Consider the following 18,021-nt stretch of genomic DNA (forward strand, 5'->3'; position numbering starts at 1 on the left):
GGACAGAACATGGGGAGAGACCGCAAGGGAGCCTCGATGATCGAGATCTGGCCGGGAGACCCCTATCCGCTCGGAGCCACCTATGACGGGGCCGGCACCAATTTCTCGCTCTACACCGAGGTCGCGGACGTGGTCGAGCTGTGCCTGTTCGACGAGGACAACGTGGAGTCGAGGGTGCCGCTCAGTGAGGTGGACGGCTTCATCTGGCATGGCTACCTGCCGGGCATCGGGCCTGGCCAGCGATATGGCTACCGGGTCCACGGGCCGTACGATCCGGCGCGCGGGATGCGGTGCAATCCGGCCAAGGTGCTGCTCGACCCCTACGCCATGGCCATCGAGGGCGGGGTGACCTGGAACGAGGCCGTGTACGGCTACCGCTTCGGCCACCCCGACACGCGCAACGACCTGGACTCGGCCCCGTACGTGCCGCGTTCAATCGTGATCAACCCATTCTTCGGCTGGGGCCACGACCGGCCGCCCGCCAGGCCGTACCACGACACCGTGATCTACGAGGCCCACGTGCGCGGGTTGTCGATCAGCCACCCCAAGATCCCCAAGCATCTGCGCGGCACGTACGCGGCCCTGCACCACCCCGAGATCCTCGACCACCTCACCAAGCTGGGCGTGACGGCGCTGGAGCTCATGCCGGTGCACCAGTTCGTCACCGACCACATCCTGGAGCAGCGCGGGCTGTCCAACTACTGGGGTTACAACTCGATCGGGTTCTTCGCGCCGCACAACCGCTACTCCAGCCAGGGGCAGCGCGGCGGGCAGGTGCTGGAATTCAAGGCCATGGTCAGGGGACTGCACGAGGCGGGCATCGAGGTGATCCTGGACGTCGTCTACAACCACACCGCCGAGGGCAACCATCTGGGGCCGACACTGGGCTTCCGGGGGATCGACAACATCAACTACTACCGGCTGGTCAGCAACGACAAGCGGTACTACGTGGACACCACCGGCACGGGCAACAGCCTGCTCATGCGCTCCCCGCACGTGCTCCAGATGATCATGGACTCGTTGCGGTACTGGGTCATCGAGATGCACGTGGACGGGTTCCGCTTCGACCTGGCCTCGACGCTGGCCAGGGAGCTGCACGAGGTGGACCGGCTGAGCGCGTTCTTCGACCTGGTGCAGCAGGATCCCGTGTTGTCGCAGGTCAAGCTCATCGCCGAGCCGTGGGACGTCGGCCCGGGCGGCTATCAGGTCGGCAACTTCCCGTCCCGGTGGACCGAGTGGAACGGGCGCTACCGCGACACCATCCGCGACCTGTGGCGCGGGCAGGCGGCCACGCTGCCGGAGTTCGGGTCACGCTTCACCGGCTCGAGCGATCTCTACCAGGACGACAGCCGCCGGCCCGCCGCCTCGATCAACTTCGTCACCTGCCACGACGGCTTCACCCTGCAGGACCTCGTCTCGTACAACAACAAGCACAACGAGGCCAACAAGGAGGGCAACCGCGACGGCACCGACGACAACAGGTCGTGGAACTGCGGCGAGGAGGGCCCGGCGGGCATCGCCATCGAATCGCTGCGCGAGCAGCAGAAACGCAACTTCCTCACCACGCTGTTCCTGTCCCAGGGCGTGCCGATGCTCTCCCACGGCGACGAGCTGGGCCGCACGCAGCGGGGCAACAACAACGGCTACTGCCAGAACAACGAGCTGACCTGGGTCGACTGGTCGGACGTGCGGGAAAACTGGCTGCTGCTGGAGTTCACGCAGAGCCTGGCGGCGCTGCGGAAGAAACATCCGGTGTTCCGCCGCAGGAGGTTCTTCTACGGCAAGCCGGTCCGTGGCCAGAACGACATCGCCTGGCTCACCCCCTCCGGTGAGGAGATGACCGACAGCGACTGGACCGTTGGATACGCCAAGTCGCTGGCCGTCTTCCTCAACGGCGAGGCCATCACCGAGCCGGACCGGCGCGGCCGGCCGATCCGGGACGACTCGTTCCTGCTGCTGTTCAACGCCCACTACGACACGATCAAGTTCACGATCCCCGAGGACTATGGCGAGATGTGGCACACCGAGATCGACACCGCCATGCCGATCATGCTCGACGCGCGGATGTGCCGCGGTGGCGAGGCGATCGCGGTGCCCGGCCGCAGCGTACGGGTGCTGCGCCGTGTCTAAGCCGGTTTCCACCTACCGGGTGCAGCTGACCCCGGACTTCGGCTTCGCCCAGGTGGCCGAGATCGCCGGCTACCTGCGCGATCTCGGCGTGAGCCACGTCTACCTGTCGCCGATCCTGCAGTCCACGCCCGAGTCGCGGCACGGCTACGACGTCACCGACCACTCCAGGATCAGGGAGGAGTTCGGCGGGGCGAGCGGGTTCAGGGAGATGGCGCAGCAGCTGGCCGCCCAGGACCTGGGCGTGGTGGTGGACATCGTGCCGAACCACATGAACACGATGAACGCCCAGTTCTGGTCGGTCTTAAAAAACGGGCCGGACTCGCCGTACGCGAAGTGGTTCGACATCGAATGGGTGGACGGGAAGGTGGCGCTGCCGGTCCTCGGGGACGACACGCCACCTGTGGTCGATGGCGACGTGCTGCGTTACCACGAGCACACCTTCCCCTATCCCGGGCACTACCGGCTGGTCGACTGGCGCGAGGGGCCGGGCTACCGGCGCTTCTTCGACGTGTCGACGTTGATCGGGCTGCGGGTGGAGGACCCGGCCGTGTTGTTCGCCACGCATGAGGTGATCTTCTGGCTGCTCGACGAGGGGCTGGTGGACGGGCTGCGCGTGGATCACCCGGACGGGCTCGCCGACCCGCGCGGCTACCTCGACCGGCTGCGGGCCCGGGCAGGCGAGACCTGGACGGTCGTCGAGAAGATCCTCATCGGCCCCGAGCTGCTTCCCACCGACTGGGCCTGCGACGGCACCACCGGCTACGACGTGCTCAACCGGGTCAACGGCCTCTTCGTCGACCCGGCGGGCAAGGAGCCGCTCGTCCGGCTCTTCACCGAGCTGACCGGGCAGCCCGCCGATTACCGTCCGGTGATGGCCCAAGCCAAGCGGGAGGTCCTGGAGCTGTTCTTCGGCGCCGAGGTCAACCGGCTGGCCAGGGCCACCGGGTGCGCTCCCGACGCGGTGCGAGAGCTGCTCGCCGCGATGCCGGTCTACCGTGCGTACGTGGTACCGGGCGAGCCGGCACCGCCCGAGTCCGTCGAGATCGTCGAGCTGGCCGCCGAGGCCTGCTCCCCCGCTGTGCAACCGCTCGTCCGCCAGGTCCTGTACGGCTCCGCCGAGTCCATCGTGCGTTTCCAGCAGTCGTGCGGCCCGGTCATGGCCAAGGGGGTCGAGGACACGGCGCTCTATCGGTGGTATCCGCTGGCCTGCCTCAACGAGGTCGGCGGAGAGCCGGACGCGTTCGGGGTTTCCGTGGAGGACTTCCACGACTACTGCGCCGAGCTGCGGCCGTACACGATGACCACGCTGTCCACCCACGACACCAAGCGGTCGGAGGACGTGCGGGCCCGGCTGTCGGTGTTGTCGGAGCTGCCGGAGGAGTGGGCCGCGGCGGTGGCGCAATGGTCGGCGACCGTGCGGTTCGATCCCCACCTGGACTATCTGGCCTGGCAGAATCTCATGGCGGCCTGGCCCATCTCGGCCGAGCGGTTCACGGACTACCTGCTCAAGGCGGCCCGCGAGGCAAAGACCGCCATTTCCTGGATAAATCCGGATCCGGCCTATGAGCGCGGGTTGCGGGAGTTCGCCGAGGCCGCCGTCCGGCTGCCGATCGGGGAGTTCACCGAGCGGATCGAGCCCTTCGCGATGTCCAACTCACTGGGCGCCAAGCTCGTGCAGCTCATGATGCCCGGAGTGCCCGACGTGTACCAGGGCAACGAGACGACCGACTTCTCACTCGTCGATCCGGACAACCGGCGGCCGGTGACGTACCCGCGCAAGCCCGAGACCTCGTGGGACGCGGCCAAGCTGCTGGTCACGACCCAGGCGCTGCGGCTGCGCCGGCGGCTCGGGGGCGCGGCGGCGTACCTGCCGATGCGCGCGGAGGGGGAGGCGGCGGAGCATGTGATCGCCTTCGGCCGGGGGGACGATCATCACCCGCGGGCCGTCGCCGTGGCCACCCGGCTCCCGGTGCGCCTGGCCAGGACCGGCTGGGGCGGCACGACGTTGACGTTGCCCGCGGGCACATGGCGGGACCTGCTCACCGGCGGCCTCCACACGGGCCGGATCCCTATCGCTCACCTGCTCGGTCAATACCCCGTCTCACTCCTGGAGAGACATGATCTTTGAGGTCTGGGCGCCGAACGCCACGTCAGTCGAGCTGATCGTCCTGGGCGACCGGCGCCCGATGTCCCGCGGGGCGGACGGATGGTGGTCGGCCGAGGTGGAGGAGGCCGGGCACGGCGCCAGGTACGCCTTCATGGTGGACGGCGAGGGCCCGTACCCCGATCCGCGGACACGGCGGCAGCCGGACGGCGTCTTCGGGCCGAGCGCCGTGTACGACCACGCCCGCTTCACCTGGTCCGACCACGAATGGAAGGGCCGGGACCTGCGCGGGGCCGTGATCTACGAGCTGCACATCGGGACGTTCACGACCGAGGGGACGTTCCAGGCGGCCGTCGAGCGGCTCGAGCACCTCGTCGAGCTCTGCGTGGACTTCGTGGAGATCATGCCGGTCGCGCCCGTTCCAGGGGGGCGGAACTGGGGGTACGACGGCGTGGACTTGTACGCCGTGAACGAGACCTATGGGGGCCCCGACGGGCTCAAGTCGTTCGTGGACGCCTGCCACCGGGCCGGGATCGGCGTGATCCTGGACGTCGTCTACAACCACCTCGGGCCGTCCGGGAACTTCCTGCACCCGTTCGGGCCGTACTTCGCCGGCTTCAAGGGGAGCTACTGGGGCGATGCCGTCAACCTGGACGGGCCCGGCTCCGACGAGGTGCGGCGATACTTCATCGGCAACGCGGTGCAGTGGCTGCGCGACTACCACATCGACGGGCTGCGGCTGGACGCCGTGCACGCGCTGCACGACCGGCGCGCCACTCACCTGCTGGCCGAGCTGGCGGTGGAGGTCGACGCGCTGGCCTGCGCGCTCGGCCGCCCGCTGACCCTGATCGCCGAGTCCGACCTCAACGACCCGCGCATGGTGCGACCTCTGGAGGCCGGCGGGCTGGGCATGACCGCGCAGTGGAACGACGACGTGCACCATGCCCTCCACTGCGCGGTGAGCGGCGAGCGCCACGGCTACTACGCGGACTTCGCCGGCCTGCCCGCGCTGGCCAAGACGCTGATGGGCGGCGTGCTGCACGACGGGTCGTACTCGAGCTTCCGCGGGCGCGCGCACGGTCGTTCCTTCGCGGGCGTGCCCGGGCACCGGCTGGTGGCCTGCCTGCAGAACCACGACCAGATCGGCAACCGGCCGGCCGGCGACCGGCTGCCGATCCCGGCGCTCAAGCTCGGGGCAGGGCTGCTGCTCACCTCGCCGTTCACGCCGATGTTGTTCATGGGGGAAGAGTGGGGGGCGCGCACGCCGTTCCTGTTCTTCTCCGACCACCTGGAGCCCGCGCTGCGCGAGAGCGAGGGAGAGCGGCGTGAGCGGGAGTTCGACGGGTTCGGGTACGTGTGGGAGGCGCCCGACCCGTCCGAGGAGGAGACGTTCCTGCGCTCGAAGCTGGACTGGAGCGAGGTGAAGGAGGAGGCGCACTGGTCGCTGCTGTGCTGGTACCGCGACCTGATCGCGCTGCGCAAGGCGCTTCCCGAGCTGTCGGATCCGCGGCTGGAGCGGGTGCGGGTGGAGGTGGATCCGCTCGGGACGTGGCTGATCATGTGGCGGGGGGCGCTGGCGGTCTGCGTGAACTTCGCGCAGGAGTCGGTGACGGTGCCGGTGCCGGCCGGGACAGTGCTACTGGCCTCGGACGAGCCTGTCACAGCGGGCGAGGACGGGCTGCGACTTCCTGGCCAGTCTCTGGCAATCTGCCGTCCCGTGCCTCCGTGACCGTCTCCGCGGCCGTCACCGCGGCCGGAGGCTGCGTGCCACGTCCAGCCATGCGGTCACCTCAGCGGCGGTGAAGTGCCGGATGGCCCAATCCACCATGCGCAGGCTCATGTGTGCCCAGCAGAGGAGGGCCACCGTGTCGGGCACGTCCACGTGCAGGTCAGGGGCGCGGTGGGCGAGGTCGAACCTGAGCGTGAACAGGTCGAAGTCCGCGTTGCCGCGGGTGGCGCCGTCCCAGTCGATCACACCGGTGACCGCACCCGTCGCGTCCACCAGCACGTTCTCCGGATGGAAGTCGGTGTGGACGAGGTCGTCACCCTCAAGGGTGTCAGGAAAGGCCCGGCCGATCTCCTCCACTTGATCGAGCAAGTGTCGTGTCCGGCTGTCGTAGGTGCGGAGCGATTCGTGCAAGCAGAAGCCCGGCCCGTCCTCGCGTAGATGGAGCCGGAGTCCTGGGATGTCGGAACGCCCGGCCAGGATGCCGCGGCACCGCCGATTGATCTCGATCATGGACTGCACGATCGCCGCTGTTGGGGTTGACGCGGCGGAGCCGGGGAGCAGCTCCTGGACGACCACCGGAGGCTGGACCAGTTCGTACCTCGGCGCGGGGATGCCCGCGGCCCGCGCCACTGCCAACAGGTGGCTCACATCGGGACCGCGGGTCAGCACCGATCGGTGGCCGTCAGGCCAGCGCACATAGGCCGCACCGACCTGGCCGCCGGGGCAAGGCCCCTCATAGACAAGAGGTATGGGGAGGTTACGCAGGTGCTGGTGAATGTCGAGGCGGGGCACTGGAGGGAGCGTCACAAGGTCCTCATGCGTCAGCTGTGGGCGCCTGGAGCGTCCATACGCTACCGGAGTGGCGCGCGTCGGCCCAAGAGCTGGTTCAGGTCAGCGCGGCGCGCACGTCATCCACAAGGGCGGCGCCTTCAGTCGCCCTTATCCACAGAATCCGGTTCGTCTTCACCGGCCCGGCCGCCATCTCCGATCCTGAGTGCCTCACCAACCCGACGGGATCCCATCACGATCACGGAGGCCACTCATGAAGATCATTCTCCCGTTGCCTCGCACGTTGACATCCCTGTTCGTCATCGCCATGGAGCATCTGCCGTTCGATCTCGGCTCGTTCGTGCCCTGGCGCGTCGGAGGACCGCATAAGAAGGCCGTGGTCAGCGCGATGGGCAGCCGATCCCTGACCGTGACCCACCATGCGACCCCGTGGAAACCATCCGGAGCCGCACTCACCGACGACGACCGACGCCGCCTCCGCCGCACGAAGCAGCACATCGTCGTGTCGGCTACAGCGCCGCCGCACAAGCTTCCCGTCCAGGTGCAGGCGGCACGAGCAGTCGCCCGGTCCCTGGCCCGCGAATGCGACGGCATCCTGATCGACCCTTTGCTCGGCTCCACCCTGCTCACCTGCGGCAGATGCGCCACCGAGCCGGCCGAGTTCGACCTCGGCGACGACTGGCTCGCCTGGGACGTCCAGGTCCACGACGACGCCACGTGCCCGCCCTGGGACCCGGCCGACACGGCCGTGTGCGGCTGCCTGCGCGTCACCTCGCGCGGCCTGCGCCGCTTCGCCCTGCCCGAGATCACCCTCGACGGCGCGGCCTGCGCCCACAACCTGTGCGCGACCAACCTCCTCCGCACGGTCGCCCACCGCCTGGTCACGGACCACCTGGCCTACGTCACCAGCCACCCGCACGCCACCGAGCGTCACCTCGACGATTTCCTTCGCATCCAGCCATCGGACCAGCCAGACGGGACCGGCCTGCCCTTCGGCGTGCACCTGACTCCCTACGACGCCGACACGGGCGAGCTGGGCCGCACCGGCAGCATCCGCCGCCTGAAGGTCGGCCCCGCCCCCGGCACGGGCCAGATCACCTGCCTCAAGGTCGGCCCACCGTCCGGGTTCACCGGCTCGCTCAACGACTGGCTCTGCGCCACCCAGGCCACCCACCACGCCACCCTGACCTCCGTCGACTGCCACTCCCCGGACCCGGCACAGGTCCTGGCGGCATAGAAGAGCTCAGCTGCCACGGCCTCAGGCATCGCGAGCCACCCACGCACATGAGGCAGGATCGGGAGGCATGAAAACCTTGTATCCGCCCATCGACCCGTACGACTCCGGCCTGCTCGATGTAGGCGATGGCAACCAGATCTACTGGGAGGTCTGCGGCAACCCCGACGGCAAGCCCGCCGTCATGCTCCACGGCGGGCCGGGCGGCGGGTGCACCGCCAATCACCGTCGCCAGTGGAATCCGGAGCTCTACCGCATCGTGCTGTTCGACCAGCGCAACTGTGGGCGGAGTCTGCCACACGCCAGTGACCCGGCCACCGACCTCACGGCCAACACCACGTGGCACCTGGTGGCGGACATGGAGCGGCTGCGCGAGCACTTGGGCATAGACCGATGGCAGGTGTTCGGGGGGTCGTGGGGCAGCGCGCTGGCGCTGGCGTACGCGCAGGCACATCCCGACCGGACGACCGAGCTCGTGTTGCGGGGAATCTTCACGTTGCGGCCGCAGGAGCTCCACTGGTTCTACCAGGAGGGGGCCTGCCATCTGTTTCCAGACCTGTGGGAGCGCTATGTCGCGCCGATCCCGGAGGCCGAGCGGGGCGATCTGATGGCGGCGTTCCGCAAGCGGCTGGAAGGAGAGGACGCGGACGCGAGGCTGGCCGCGGCCAAGGCGTGGGCGCAGTGGGAGGCGGGCACGATCACGTTGCTGCCGGATCCCGAGCTGGTCGCCGAGTTCGGGGAGGACAAGATGGCCGTCTGCTTCGCCCGGATCGAAAACCATTACTTCCACCACGGCGGCTGGTTCACGCCCGATCAGCTCATCAGGGAGGTCGACAAGATCCGGCACATTCCCGCCGTGATCGTGCAGGGCCGTTACGACGCGTGCACGCCGATGGCGACCGCGTGGGATCTGCACAAGGCGTGGCCGGAAGCGGAGTTCCACGTGGTGCACGACGCCGGGCACGCCTACATCGAGCCAGGCATCCTGGACCGGCTGATCGCGACGACGGACCGCTTCGCTGGGGTCCACGCGCATGGCGTACGGCGGCAGGCGGCCGATCCCCTGGCGTGACGAAGGTCAGGTAAGCAGCTGGTACGCCAGGGCGGCGTGCTGAGTCTCCAGCTCGGTCTGGGTGATGAGCCCGCGATCGAACGCCTCTGTGGTGGCATCGCGCTCGGCCACGTAGTACGCCGCCATGATCTCGCTGCGGAGCGGGGTGAAGCCGCGCGCCACGCAGTCGGCGAAAATGGTGACCTTCTTGTCGACGATGTCCGCAGCCACCGTGCAGGCCAGATCGTGCTCACGCAGCTGCTGAACCGCTTCACGAAGGGTGATCGGGCCCAGGGCCCCGTTGAAGTGGATGTCAAGAGTAATCTTCACTGTTTTGCGCCTCCGATGGTTTACAACGTTCGGATCGAGGCGGCGTATTCCCAGGTCAGAGCGGGTAAGAGGGCAGTCGTGATCGGTGAGCACGTGATCGTCGGCTATACCAGCGACGCGGGAGGACGGGAGGCTCTGGCCCTTGGCGCCGCGATCGCGCGGGTCACGGGTGGCGAGCTCACGGTCGCGACGATCTATCCGCCGGGCAGCCCGGGGCTGGCGGTCGAGGCGCAGGCCAACCTGGCGCACGCGGCCGAGGAGCTGGGTCCGACGCCGGCCGAGTACATCACGTACGAGAGCAGAGGCACCGGACGCGGGCTGTCGGTGCTGGCCAGCCGGATCAGGGCCGACCTCATCGTTGTCGGCTCGACGGACGGCGGGCAGCACGGCCGCATCGCCATCGGCGCCACCTCCGACCACCTGCTCCACCGGTCGTCGGAGGCGGTCATGCTGGCGCCCGACCAGTACGTGCCGTCCGACGTGCCCAGCCGCCTCACGCTGGCCTACGTGCACCGGCCGCAGTGTGACGCGGCGGTCGAGCGGATGGCGCAGGCGGCGCTGCGGCTGGGCGTGCCGCTCCGGCTGATCACCTTCGACCTGCGTACCGAGGATCAGGGCAAGCTCAGGGATGATCTCGCGTTGGCCGTTCGGCTGGCCTGGGAGAGCACGGGGATCGAGGCGGAGTCGGAGGTGGCCGAGGGGCACGACGTGGCCGCCGCGATGGCCGACGTCGAGTGGGTGCCCGGCGAGTTGCTGGTCTGTGCGGCGAGCGAGGACGCGCAGCCGCACCGGGTGTTTCTCGGCGAGCTGGCCATGAAGATGTTGCGGGCGTCGTCTTGCCCGGTCACCGTGCTGCCCCGGAGCTTCTCGTAAGCCGCGGCTGCCTGCCCGGCCTCCGTGAGCTGGTCTCGCCCCGGTCCCCGCGATCGCATCCGGCGGGGACCGATGGCGAAGATTACGGTCGTACGACCCTCTCGTACAGCTCCAGGTAACGCTCGGCCATGACCGACGGGGAGAAGCGGCGGCGGGCCTCGGCGCGGCACTCCTCGGGATCCAGCTCGTCCACCCGCAGCACCCACTCGGCCAGCTCCTCCTCGCTGTCGGCCAGGAAGCCGGTGCGGCCGTGGTCGATGATCTCGGGAAGGCAGCCGCGGCGCAGCCCGATGGGCGGCACCCCGAGGGCCAGCGCCTCGACGACGGCCGTGCCGCCGGGCTCGTCCCACTGGATGGGGAAGAGCGCGGCGCGGGCCGAGGCGTACAGGTAGTCCCTGGCCGGACCGCCCACCGCGCCGACCCACCTGACCAGCTCCTCGTCGAGGTAGCGGGACACCTGGTCGAGGTGGTAGCGCACGTCCGGGTGGCCGTACAGCGGGTGGTACGGGTTCTGCGCCACGACGTCCAGCTCGGCCGGGGTGTTGCGGCCGCTGACGGGTCCGGCCAGCACCAGCGGCAGACCCAGCTTCTGGCAGAGCCTGGCCGCCACATGCTGGCCCTTGAGCTGGCAGATCCGGCCCATCACCACGAAATGCTCCCCGCGCGCCGCCGGTACGTCACGGTCGGTGAGCGGCGTGGCCAGGTGGATCGCGCCGAGCGAGGCGGCGCGCAGGGCGTCGGGGGCGCGGGCGAGTTGTGACTCCGAGACGCCGTTGACGGCGATCGACGACGGGAACGCGCCGTAGAAGTCCGGATGTTTACGCAGGTCCCAGTGGAGGGTGTGGAGGACGGGAGGCCCGCCGAGGGCGGCCAGGATCGCCGGCCCGACCACCTCCAGGTGGTCGTGGACGAGGTCGATGTCGTCGCGGGCGCGCAGCTCGGCGACCAGCCGCGCCTGGTGCGCGTGCGCGATGCCCATGACCTGGTTGTACGGCTTCTGCAACTCCGTGAACTGCCCCTCGTCGTAGACGCTGATCAGCTCGTCCACGTCCAGCGTGCTCGTCCCCACGGAGGCCAGCACCACCTGGACGCCCCGCTCGCGCAGCGCGGGCACCAGCGTCGCCACCACGTTCTCGATCCCGCCGTAGCCAGGGGGCGGGACCGTGAGCCATGGCCCCGCGTTGATCAGGACTTTCATGCCACATCCTCCTCCAGGACGAGGGAGGCGAGCGGAGGTCGCTCCGCCACGGCCATGTCCACCAGGTCGGCGTCACCGTCGAGCCCGAACTGCAGCAACGTGTGCGCCGGGGGCTCCGACGCCATCACGCGGCCCTGACGTTCCAGCCGGGACCAGGCGGTGAGCAGGATCTGCCCGGCCATCCGGCCGAGCGCGGCCATCGACTGGTGGGTGTGCGTACGGTGGCCCAGGTCCACCTGCGCCATCGCGTCCAGCCCGATGAGCTCGTGCAGGTCGACGAGGAGCCCCAGCTCCACGCCGTACTCGGTGACGAACGGCACCTGTTCGAGCACCGCGCGCCGAGCGGCGTACTCTCCGCCGAGCGGCTGGCCGAATCCCGCGAGCTCGGGCCAGAACATGTTGATCAGCGGCCGAGCCACCAGCTCGGTGACGCGGCCGCCGCCGCCCCGCTGGACGATGCCGTCCGCGCCGGTGTACGGCCGCTCGTAGGTGGCCTTGACGAAGTGGGTGTCGGCGTCCACCAACAGCGGTCCCACCAGGCCGGATATGTAGTGCGCGCCGAAGCTGCGCAGGTCGGCGTCCACGAACACGACGAGGTCGCCGCTCGATTCGGCCAGTCCTTTCCACAGTGCTTCGCCCTTGCCCGTCAGCTGGGGCAGCTGCGGGAGCACCTCGTTCTGCGCGACCACGCGTGCGCCCGCCTCGCGGGCCCGTTCGGCGGTCGCGTCCGTGGAGTTCGAGTCGACCACGAGGATCTCGTCCACGAGCGGCGTGCGCTCGACGAGGTCGCGGCGGATGACAGTGACGATGTCGCCGACCGTGCTCTCCTCGTCGCGAGCAGGCAGGACGACGCTCACCGTGGTGGTTCCCTTGGCCAGTATTAAGGCGTCTACGGGCCACTCGGCTGCGGTGCTCGAGTGGGGGCCGTACCACTCCTGGACCCTGGACAAGGCTCGCACATCTGTTTCCATGCAGTCAGCCCCGTTCTCATGCGGTCACGACCTCTGCCCGATCTATACGTCCTTGAACATGTTTGTTTGGTCGCGACCGGATGTGGCATATGCGAGATTGTGTCCCCAATGACCCGCGTCGGCATCATAGGTGCCGGAAATGTCGCCGCTCGCCATGCAGACGTCCTGTCCGGATTCCCCGATGTCACGATCGCTGGAGTCGCCGACACGGATCCCCACAGGGCCGAGGCTCTGGCCTCGAAGCATGGTTCCCCCGCCTATGGCGGCCATGCAGACCTACTCAGTGCCGGCGGTCTGGATGCGGTCTATGTCTGTGTTCCTCCTTTCGCGCACGGTAACCCGGAACGCGATGTCTTGTCGTGTGATCTCCCTCTCTTTGTAGAAAAACCGCTATCACTAGATCTAGAAACCGCAGAATTTATCGCGTCCGAAATAGCGCGGAAATCCCTGCCGTCCGCGGTCGGCCACCACTGGCGCTACCTCGGCATCGTCGAGCAGGCCCACGACCTGCTCGACGGCCGCCCCGTACGCCTCGCGCTCGGCCACTGGCTCGACAAGATCCCCCCGGTCGCCTGGTGGCTCAACCGCAGCATGTCCGGCGGCCAGATCATCGAGCAGGCCGTCCACGTGCTGGACCTGGCCCGGGTTCTGGTGGGCGAGGTCGCGATGGTGCATGCCGTCCCCGAGGACAACACCCATGACGGCGAGGTGGACCGGGCCACGGCCGCGGTGATGCGCTTCGCCGGCGGCGCGGCCGGCCTGCTGGCCACCTCCTGCCTGCTCACCCAGAAGCACCGCGTGGGGCTGGAGATCTGCGCCGACGGCATCGCGCTGGAGCTGAGCGAGACGCGGCTGCTGGTCGACGGGCAGCGCGTCATCGAGGACGACGGGCAGGCCAAGACCCGGGTGGACCGGGAGTTCATCGACGCCGTCCAAGGCAAGGACGCGGACGTGCGCGTGCCGTACCGTGAGGCTCTGCGGACCCATCGCCTGGCGCTGGCGCTCGCCCGGTCCGCCGCGGAACGGAGGCCGGTGATGCTCGATGAGTAAAGTGCTCAGCATTGAGGCGCCCGGGGAGGTGGCGCTGGTCGAGGAGAAGCTGTCCGGCATCCACGAGGGCGGGTTCAGGGTGGCGACCACGCACAGCGGCGTGTCGGCCGGGACCGAGCTGACCTTCGTCAAGGGCACGAACCCCTCCCTGACCTCCACGTGGGACCACGCGCTCGGGTTGTTCACCGAGGGCACGCCCTCGGTCGCGTATCCGGTGCGCGGCATCGGCTACATGCAGGTCGGCCTGGTGGTGGAGACCCGTACACGGGCCGTGAGCGAGGGCGCGCTGGTGGCGATGTGCTACGGGCACCGCACGGACTATGTGGCGGATCCGATGGAGGACAGGTTCGTCGAGCTGCCCGACGACCTCGACCCGCTCCTCGGCATCTACGTCGCCCACATGGGCCCGATCTGCGCCAACGGCCTGCTGCACGCGGCACACGACCTGCACGGCCCCGCGGTGCGGCACCTGGGCGACGGCGTACGGGGCCGCCGGGTGGTGGTCGTGGGCGCGGGCGTGGTCGGCCTGCTGACCGCCTGCTTCGCCAGGGCCTGCGACGCGGCCGAGGTCGTGGTCGTGGACGAGACCCCGGCCAGGCTGGCGGTCGCCGAGGCGCTCGGCTCGCACGTGATGGCCGCCGACGACGACCCCGCTGTGGCGCTGAAGCGCCGCTGGCGGCACGGTCCGGGCGACCGGGGCGCCGACGTGGTGTTCCAGTGCCGCGGCCAGCCCCGGGCCCTGGCGCTCGCCCTGCGGCTGCTGCGGCCGCAGGGCACGCTGATCGACCTGGCCTTCTACACGCAGGGCGCGCAGGAGGTGCGGCTCGGCGAGGAGTTCCACCACAACGGGCTGACGGTGCGCTGCGCCCAGATCGGCAGGGTGCCGCGCGGGCTGGCGCACGCCTGGGACAGGGAGCGGCTCTCACACGAGACGATCAACCTGCTCAGGCGGCACGGCGGAGTGCTACGCCGGCACCTGATCACTGACGTGGTCGGCTTTCCCGAGGCTCCCCAGTTCCTCACCGATCTCGCCGCCGGCCGCCGCCACACCGTCCAGGCCGTGCTCTGCGACGACGTCGAGGAGGAGGGCGGCTGACCAGCTGAAGTCGTGGCAGCCGTGGCCGCGCAGGGTGAACGGGTCGAAGTACTCGCGGAAGCCGGAGCGCGCCACCATGGTGATCATTCCGTCGGCGAGCGGGCCGGCCAGGTCGGGGCGGCGGTCCTTGAGCCCCTGCCAGACCAGCCAGCAGAGGTTGATCCAGCTCGGGCCCCGCCAGTAGCGGACCGGGTCGAACTCCGGCGCCGACGGCGAGAAGCTGGGCAGCACTCCGTCCTTCAAGGCGAAGCGGTCCAGCGCGGTCGCGATCAGCGTGTCGGCGATCTCGCCCGGCAGTCCGGACAGCATGAGCGGCGTCAGCCCGGCGGCGCTGGCCGAGTGGATGAGGTGTCCGGTGTTCACGTCGCGGGGCTGGAAGAGCTCGCCGCCGTAGAGGTGCTCGATCATGGCCGCGGTGATGGCCTCCGCCTCGCGCTCGTGCGGCTCGGGGTCCAGGCCGCACACCTCGGCGATCTTGGCGAGCGTCTGCTCGGCCACGCCGTACGCGGTGTTGAACAGCGGGTCCTCGATGTGGAACGCGCCAGGCCGGCGGTAGCCGGAGTCGCGGTAGGCCTTGGCGAGGGCGACATAGCGCTCGTAGTCGCGGTCGGTCGGCCGCTCCTCGGCGCTGACGGTGTCGATGTCCCTGCGGACGAACCCGGTGGGGCGGTCCTGCACACCCTGGAGCGGCACGTCCCAGGCCGGGCTGTTGTCCATGCCCGACTCCCAGGGATGCACGATCGAGATCAGGCCCTCGGGCGAGCGCCTGGCCGTCCGCAGGAAGTCCTGCTGGGCCACCAGCCGCGGGTAGATCCGGCGCAGGAAGGCCGGGTCCGGCTCGGCCAGGTGCGTTTTCCACGCGGCCAGCGCGTGGACCGGCGGCTGAATGATGCCGGAGGTCGCGGTCCCTGACGGCGCGCGGGTCTGCCAGAAGTCGGGGCCCGGGAAGTAGGCCCCGTCGGGCACCTTCGGGTTGAAGACGATGTGCGGCACCCGCCCGTCACGCCACTGGGCGCCGAACAGGCTCAGCAGCTCCGACCTGGCCCTCCTCGGGGCCCAGTGGGCATGGCCGATCGCGATGAAGGCCGAGTCCCAGCTCCACTGATGGGGGTAGAGCCGGCGGGAGGGAACCGAGTAGCTGCCATCCCAGTTCGCCACCAGGACACGTATCGCCTCGCGCAGCATCAGAGGAACTTCCTGACGAAGGCCGCGGTCTCCGGCAGGACGATCTCCGGCTCGCCGCGCAGGCGGCATTCGAGCGCCAGGTAGCCGTCGTAGCCGAAGGCGTCGAGCGTGGCGAGCTGCGCGCCCCAGTCGAGGTGACCGGTGCCCGGCTGGTTCCTGTTGGACTCGCTGATCTGCATGTGCGCGAGGTAGGGGGCGGCCTCGGCCAGCGCGCGGCAGGGGTCGTCCTCCTCGATGTTCATGTGGTAGGTGTCGCCGACGACCCTGATCGAGTCCATGGCGCAGTAGGAGACCGCGTCGGCCAGCGTGTTGACCATGTGGTTCTCGTACCGGTTGAGCGGCTCCAGCATGATCAGCACGCCGTTGCGCTGTGCGTGCTCGCCCAGGATGCCCAGCGCCTCGGCCAGCACCTCGCGGTCCTCCTCGGGACTGCGCGGCGGCACGAACGGCGGCAGCCGCAGGGAGAACTGCCCCCACGAGGCCGGCGTCATGACGCCGATGCCGCCGAGCTCAGCAATCACCGTGAGCTGGGAGCGCAGCTGCTGGATGGCGTCCTTGCGCTTGGCCGGGTCGAAGTCGCCGATGAAGTGCGGCATGTCCACGCAGACCGTCGGCATGACGACGCCGTCGGCCAGGGCCCGCTTGAGCTCGGTGAGCCGGCCCGCGAAGTGGAAATCCCCCTTACCGCGCAGCTCGATGGCGTCGAACCCGGCGTCAACCGCGAACGCGAACTTCTCCTGCAGCGTGCGGCCGGGCAGAAGCTGCTCCTGTACGGCGAGCTTCACTGTTCACTCCTCGAATTGGAAGACGAGCTGGAGCACTTCGGACTGATGCTTGTCGATCAGGTCGAAAGCCTCGGCGGCCCGATCGACGGGCACGACGTGGCTGATGAGCTCGGTGACGTCGGCCTCGCCCCGGTGCACGAGCTCCATGAACGTGAGCTGCAGGCGCTCGACGTCCCACCGGTGCGCCAGCCACGAGGCGACCCCACCGATCTGGGAGGCGACGAGCTGGACCTGGTTGTGGTGGAACTCCTCGCCGAGCCGCAACCCGATGCCGTCGCCCTGGTAGAACCCGGCGGCCACGACCCGTCCGCCCTTGCGCACGGTCCTGATGGCCTCGTGCAGGCCGAGGTGGCTGCCGCTCAGCTCGATGACGGTGTCGGCGCCCTCCACGCGCTTGCGCATGAACTCGGCGACCGAGCCCGAGGCGACGTCGAACGTCTCGGCCGCGCCGAACTTCCTGGCCAGCTCGAGCCGGTCGGGGATGGCGTCGGCGGCGACCACCCTGGCGCCGCTGAGCACGGCCAGGCGAGTGGCGAGCAGCCCGATGACGCCCTGGCCGAAGATCGCGATCTGGTCACCCAGGTGCACGTCGGCGGCGTGCACCGCGTTGAGTGCGATGGCGCCCACGCGGGCGAAGACGCCGGTCAGCGGGTCGGCGCCGGGCGGCAGCACGTGGCCGACCAGCTTCTCCGCCGGCACGACGGCCTCGGCACGGTGGCCCCAGATGCCCCACACGAGAGCGCCGACAGGGGGATCGGCGACATCGGGCGCCGCCTCCACCACCTCGCCGACCTCCTGGTATCCCCAGCCGCTCAGCGGGTAGGCATGGGTCTGACCCTCGACGAACAGCCGGCGCTCGGTGTCCCACTTGCGGCTGAGATAAGGGTTCGTCCCGCGATAGGCGGTGAGTTCCGTGCCTGCCGAGACTCCGGAGTAGAGCGTTCTCACGCGTACGGAGCCCGGAACGAGATCGGCGGGCGACTCCAGGCCGACGCGGACTTGGCCTGGCTCTTCAAAGGTGATGACGCGCATTCCCCAACACTTACGCTTAATGATCAATCAAAAGACAAAGCTTTATTGCTTGTTTGCACACGATACTTGCGCCCGTAACACACTTAAGTCTACGTCTTCCCCCGGAGGCTGCTGTTGCAATTGGGGTTTCTGACCGCGTGTCTTGTGGAAAGTGACCTTACCGGCGTCGCTGGAGTGGGCCGTTCAGCAGGGCTTCGAGGCAGCGGAAGTGGCTGGTCGCCTCACTTCGGATGACGGACGTCACATTCAGGTAGATCGTTTTGACCGAGGCTGAATGTGCTCTAATCCAGGGCATCTTCGCCGAAACCAGACCAGCGCTTTTCTCGATCGCATCCTACGAGAAGTACCGACATGACCAGGAAGGTCCGGGCGTGGAGATCGTCATTGAGAACCGCCCGATGAAGAGCTGGCACCCCGATGGCCGCGACCGTACATTTCCGGACATAACCCACCTCTGACCACGG

At 69.0% G+C, this 18,021-nt stretch carries 14 protein-coding genes and 1 pseudogene; 8 read left to right on the forward strand and 7 right to left on the reverse strand.

The window, feature by feature from the left end:
• The first annotated feature begins 36 nt into the window (after positions 1 to 36).
• From glgX to treZ, 3 genes are read left to right on the forward strand one after another with little or no spacing between them, the layout of a single operon-like run.
• Entirely contained in the window at positions 37 to 2,130 is a 2,094-nt protein-coding gene (gene glgX / locus OHA25_RS56170; RefSeq protein ID WP_327584971.1) for a glycogen debranching protein GlgX, read from the forward strand.
• Positions 2,123 to 4,258 carry a malto-oligosyltrehalose synthase gene (gene treY, locus OHA25_RS56175; RefSeq protein WP_327584972.1) on the forward strand — a complete coding sequence of 712 codons (2,136 nt, stop codon included), beginning with the start codon at positions 2,123 to 2,125 and terminating at the stop codon, positions 4,256 to 4,258. The genes glgX and treY overlap by 8 nt, the downstream gene beginning before the upstream one ends.
• On the forward strand, positions 4,248 to 5,963 hold the full coding sequence (gene treZ / locus OHA25_RS56180) for a malto-oligosyltrehalose trehalohydrolase (RefSeq protein WP_327584973.1): 1,716 nt from the start codon (positions 4,248 to 4,250) through the stop codon (positions 5,961 to 5,963). Before treY ends, treZ begins: the two co-directional genes overlap by 11 nt.
• 15 nt (positions 5,964 to 5,978) lie before the next feature.
• Here the strand turns inward: treZ and OHA25_RS56185 are convergent, their stop codons facing one another.
• A complete protein-coding gene (locus OHA25_RS56185; protein WP_327584974.1) occupies positions 5,979 to 6,611 on the reverse strand; it encodes a phosphotransferase family protein in 633 nt (210 codons plus the stop codon).
• A gap of 394 nt (positions 6,612 to 7,005) precedes the next feature.
• On the opposite strand from OHA25_RS56185, the gene OHA25_RS56190 reads away from it, so the two are divergent.
• On the forward strand, positions 7,006 to 7,989 hold the full coding sequence (locus OHA25_RS56190) for a hypothetical protein (protein WP_327584975.1): 984 nt from the start codon (positions 7,006 to 7,008) through the stop codon (positions 7,987 to 7,989).
• 67 nt (positions 7,990 to 8,056) lie between these two features.
• Positions 8,057 to 9,058: a prolyl aminopeptidase gene (gene pip, locus OHA25_RS56195; protein WP_327584976.1), complete on the forward strand. Its 1,002-nt coding sequence runs from the start codon at positions 8,057 to 8,059 to the stop codon at positions 9,056 to 9,058.
• Positions 9,059 to 9,064: 6 nt separating this feature from the next.
• Here pip and OHA25_RS56200 read toward each other — a convergent pair whose 3' ends face one another.
• Complete coding sequence (locus OHA25_RS56200; RefSeq protein WP_327584977.1) at positions 9,065 to 9,367, reverse strand: hypothetical protein; 303 nt, start codon at positions 9,365 to 9,367, stop codon at positions 9,065 to 9,067.
• Between the two features lie 78 nt (positions 9,368 to 9,445).
• Between OHA25_RS56200 and OHA25_RS56205 the strand changes: the two genes are divergently transcribed.
• Positions 9,446 to 10,240, forward strand: coding sequence for a universal stress protein (locus tag OHA25_RS56205; RefSeq protein WP_327584978.1), 795 nt, complete (start codon positions 9,446 to 9,448; stop codon positions 10,238 to 10,240).
• Between the two features lie 82 nt (positions 10,241 to 10,322).
• On the opposite strand, the gene OHA25_RS56210 is transcribed toward OHA25_RS56205, so the two are convergent.
• Both OHA25_RS56210 and OHA25_RS56215 read right to left on the reverse strand, forming a co-directional pair.
• Positions 10,323 to 11,438 carry a glycosyltransferase gene (locus OHA25_RS56210; RefSeq protein ID WP_327584979.1) on the reverse strand — a complete coding sequence of 372 codons (1,116 nt, stop codon included), beginning with the start codon at positions 11,436 to 11,438 and terminating at the stop codon, positions 10,323 to 10,325.
• The gene (locus OHA25_RS56215) at positions 11,435 to 12,388 is read right to left on the reverse strand and encodes a glucosyl-3-phosphoglycerate synthase (RefSeq protein WP_327584980.1); all 954 of its coding nucleotides are present in this window, start codon (positions 12,386 to 12,388) and stop codon (positions 11,435 to 11,437) included. Before OHA25_RS56215 ends, OHA25_RS56210 begins: the two co-directional genes overlap by 4 nt.
• A gap of 129 nt (positions 12,389 to 12,517) precedes the next feature.
• On the opposite strand from OHA25_RS56215, the gene OHA25_RS56220 reads away from it, so the two are divergent.
• Together OHA25_RS56220 and OHA25_RS56225 are read left to right on the forward strand one after the other, a co-directional pair.
• Complete coding sequence (locus OHA25_RS56220) at positions 12,518 to 13,459, forward strand: Gfo/Idh/MocA family protein (RefSeq protein WP_327584981.1); 942 nt, start codon at positions 12,518 to 12,520, stop codon at positions 13,457 to 13,459.
• The gene (locus OHA25_RS56225) at positions 13,452 to 14,555 is read left to right on the forward strand and encodes a zinc-binding dehydrogenase (RefSeq protein WP_305918437.1); all 1,104 of its coding nucleotides are present in this window, start codon (positions 13,452 to 13,454) and stop codon (positions 14,553 to 14,555) included. Before OHA25_RS56220 ends, OHA25_RS56225 begins: the two co-directional genes overlap by 8 nt.
• A gap of 9 nt (positions 14,556 to 14,564) precedes the next feature.
• Here OHA25_RS56225 and OHA25_RS61730 read toward each other — a convergent pair.
• The 3 genes and pseudogenes from OHA25_RS61730 to OHA25_RS56235 all read right to left on the reverse strand — a co-directional run.
• A pseudogene (locus tag OHA25_RS61730) lies at positions 14,565 to 15,809 on the reverse strand (MGH1-like glycoside hydrolase domain-containing protein); the annotation flags it as partial.
• Complete coding sequence (locus tag OHA25_RS56230; RefSeq protein WP_305918438.1) at positions 15,740 to 16,525, reverse strand: sugar phosphate isomerase/epimerase family protein; 786 nt, start codon at positions 16,523 to 16,525, stop codon at positions 15,740 to 15,742. The pseudogene OHA25_RS61730 and the gene OHA25_RS56230, both read right to left, overlap by 70 nt.
• 3 nt (positions 16,526 to 16,528) lie before the next feature.
• Positions 16,529 to 17,557: a zinc-binding dehydrogenase gene (locus OHA25_RS56235; protein ID WP_327584982.1), complete on the reverse strand. Its 1,029-nt coding sequence runs from the start codon at positions 17,555 to 17,557 to the stop codon at positions 16,529 to 16,531.
• Between the last annotated feature and the right edge of the window lie 464 nt (positions 17,558 to 18,021).

The organism is Nonomuraea sp. NBC_00507 (genome assembly GCF_036013525.1).
In the GTDB taxonomy this organism is placed as follows: Bacteria; Actinomycetota; Actinomycetes; order Streptosporangiales; family Streptosporangiaceae; genus Nonomuraea.